Source organism: Treponema sp. R8-4-B8, from assembly GCF_054786175.1.
The window spans coordinates 1-2213 of the sequence record NZ_BDHE01000063.1; the positions used below are offsets into that span (position 1 = coordinate 1).

Annotated in this window: 2 protein-coding genes and 1 tRNA gene; 1 reads left to right on the forward strand and 2 read right to left on the reverse strand. The window is 46.3% G+C overall.

Annotated elements, in window-relative coordinates; genetic code table 11:
- A partial coding sequence (locus tag ACYVRA_RS06155; RefSeq protein ID WP_461251871.1) for a carboxyl transferase domain-containing protein occupies window positions 1–410 on the reverse strand: 410 nt, incomplete at its 3' end.
- A gap of 115 nt (window positions 411–525) precedes the next feature.
- Here ACYVRA_RS06155 and ACYVRA_RS06160 point away from each other — a divergent pair.
- Window positions 526–598, forward strand: a tRNA-Thr gene (locus ACYVRA_RS06160).
- Between the two features lie 184 nt (window positions 599–782).
- Here the strand turns inward: ACYVRA_RS06160 and ACYVRA_RS06165 are convergent.
- Window positions 783–2021: an endo-1,4-beta-xylanase gene (locus tag ACYVRA_RS06165; protein ID WP_461251872.1), complete on the reverse strand. Its 1239-nt coding sequence runs from the start codon at window positions 2019–2021 to the stop codon at window positions 783–785.
- Window positions 2022–2213: the final 192 nt, after the last annotated feature.

Consider the following 2213-nt stretch of genomic DNA (forward strand, 5'->3'; position numbering starts at 1 on the left):
CGCGCTCCGCCAGACGCTGAAAAAATAACCACGGGCAATTTATTCGCCGAAGCGTATTCAATCGCCCTTGTAATTTTTTCGCCCACGACGCTGCCCATGCTTGCCATCATAAAACGGCTGTCCATTATGCCGATGACGCAAGGATACCCTTTTATATTGCAACGGCCAGTAACAACGGCTTCGCCTGTCTCGCAATTTTTTTGCAATTCTTTAATTTTCTCTTCGTATCCGGGAAATTCAATCGGATTACCCGATTTCATCCCCGAATCGAACTCGTTAAAACTCCCCTTATCCGCGGTAATGCTCAGCCTTTGCTGCCAAGTCAGTCTGGAATGATTACCGCATTTATCGCAGACCCCAAGTGGGTCGGATATAGGGGCTTGACACTGGGAACATATTAAATCAGCCATGTTAGGAGCTTAGACAAAATTTAAAAATATGTCAAGATGATTTTTATTAATACGTTAAAAATAGCCTTGACATGATAAAAAATAACAAATAAACTCTGTTTTGTTGTTAAAAAACGCCGTCTTAGCTCAGCTGGCAGAGCACTTGACTTGTAATCATGAGGTCTCCGGTTCGATTCCGGAAGACGGCTTTTTTTCGCGGTAACTCTCACAAAGAACACAAAGGAAGAGAAGATCACAAAGAAGAGGGATCAAGGGTTTTTGTCCGTTATCTTATCGTGAAGCTCAAGCTAATATTTCGAACAACAACCCCTTCTTCCCCCTTTGTGATCTTTGTACCTTTGTGCTCTTTGTGTGAACCTCTTCGTAAAAATTTTAAATTAATTTAAGTTCAAGCGTATCATTACCGTCTAGTTCAAAGAGGGCTGTTTTTTCCATGCACGAAACTTCATACGCGCCTTTAAAGCCTTCCAATTTTATATTGCCGTTTTCATCGGTGCGCCCGTCTTTTATAGTGCGCCATTCGTTTTCTAATTTGTCGCGTAACGCTTTGTACGCCAGTTTCTCACTGTTGTCGGTGCGAAGGAAGCCGGCGGGCGCGTGGAGCCATGCGTCGTCTGAGCCTGACCACGTGGTAATCGCCTGCACTTTGGGATGAGAGAAAAGGATTTCGTACATTTCGATAATTTCGCGCATTTGCCTTTCCTCTCCTTCGGGGGTAGTAGGCCATTCCTTCACCTGCCAATCGTTCAAATCAACTATGTGCGGGGGCATTATCTCACCTGAAATTATTGTGTTTTCAGTAAAATGCAAAGGCAGGCCAAAGCGGGAAAAACGCTCAAGCACGTCGTGTATCTTATTAGCCCCCCAATAACCCTGGTGCTGGTGCGATTGTATGCCGATCACGTCAATCGGGATACCCGCTTGCAGGCACTTATCTATCAAAATTTCATAATCAAGGGATGTGTCAAAATCGTTTAACAGCAATACCGCGTTGGGATTCGCCCGTCTCGCAGCCTCGAAAACTTCATTTACTATCCGTACCTGTCCGTATTCATTGCAAATTCGCGTAATGGCGTTGTCGTATTTGTCAAATATCGGCATAATGACGACTTCGTTAATCACGTCCCATATATCGATCAATCCGGCAAAAGCCGATACGTCGCGCTCTATTCGCGCTATTACTTTTATTAATATTTCCGCGTTGGAATAATTCATAAGCCACGGGGCGCAGACGGTATGCCAGCACAGCGGATGCCCCTTTACGGTTATGTTCCGCTCCGCAAACCAACGCGCTCCGGCTTTTAACCGCCTCTCATCGGGCTTGCCTTCCTGCGGCTCATAGCGTCCCATGTAGAACGGCAATGTCGCGTAATTGTTAATCGCGAAAAGTTTTTTAAGTTTTTCCTGTAAATACGCCGCGTGTTTTTCTTCTATCGCTGAACCGTCGGGGTTCCCCCCCGCAAGCTCCACGGCTTCAAAACCGCCGACACCAAATAAAAATTTGTGGCTTTTTTGCTCTATTTTTACATCCCTATTCGCCGCGGGCTTTCCGTCTTCCGTAACAAGCCGCAGATTAACGCTTGCCTTGCGATGATTAAGATTCGGCTCCATGCTTCCTCCCGCGGTTTACCAGCTTTCCATTGCCGATTTAAAAGCGTTTTGTGAAGCGTTAATTATCTTTTCGTCAACACAGTAGGCAAAACGCAGCCAGCCGCAGGAAGGCAAGCCCGATGAGAGGCGGGTAAAAGCCGGAGCGCGTTGGATTGCGGAGCGGAACATAACCGTAAAGGGGCATCCGCTGTG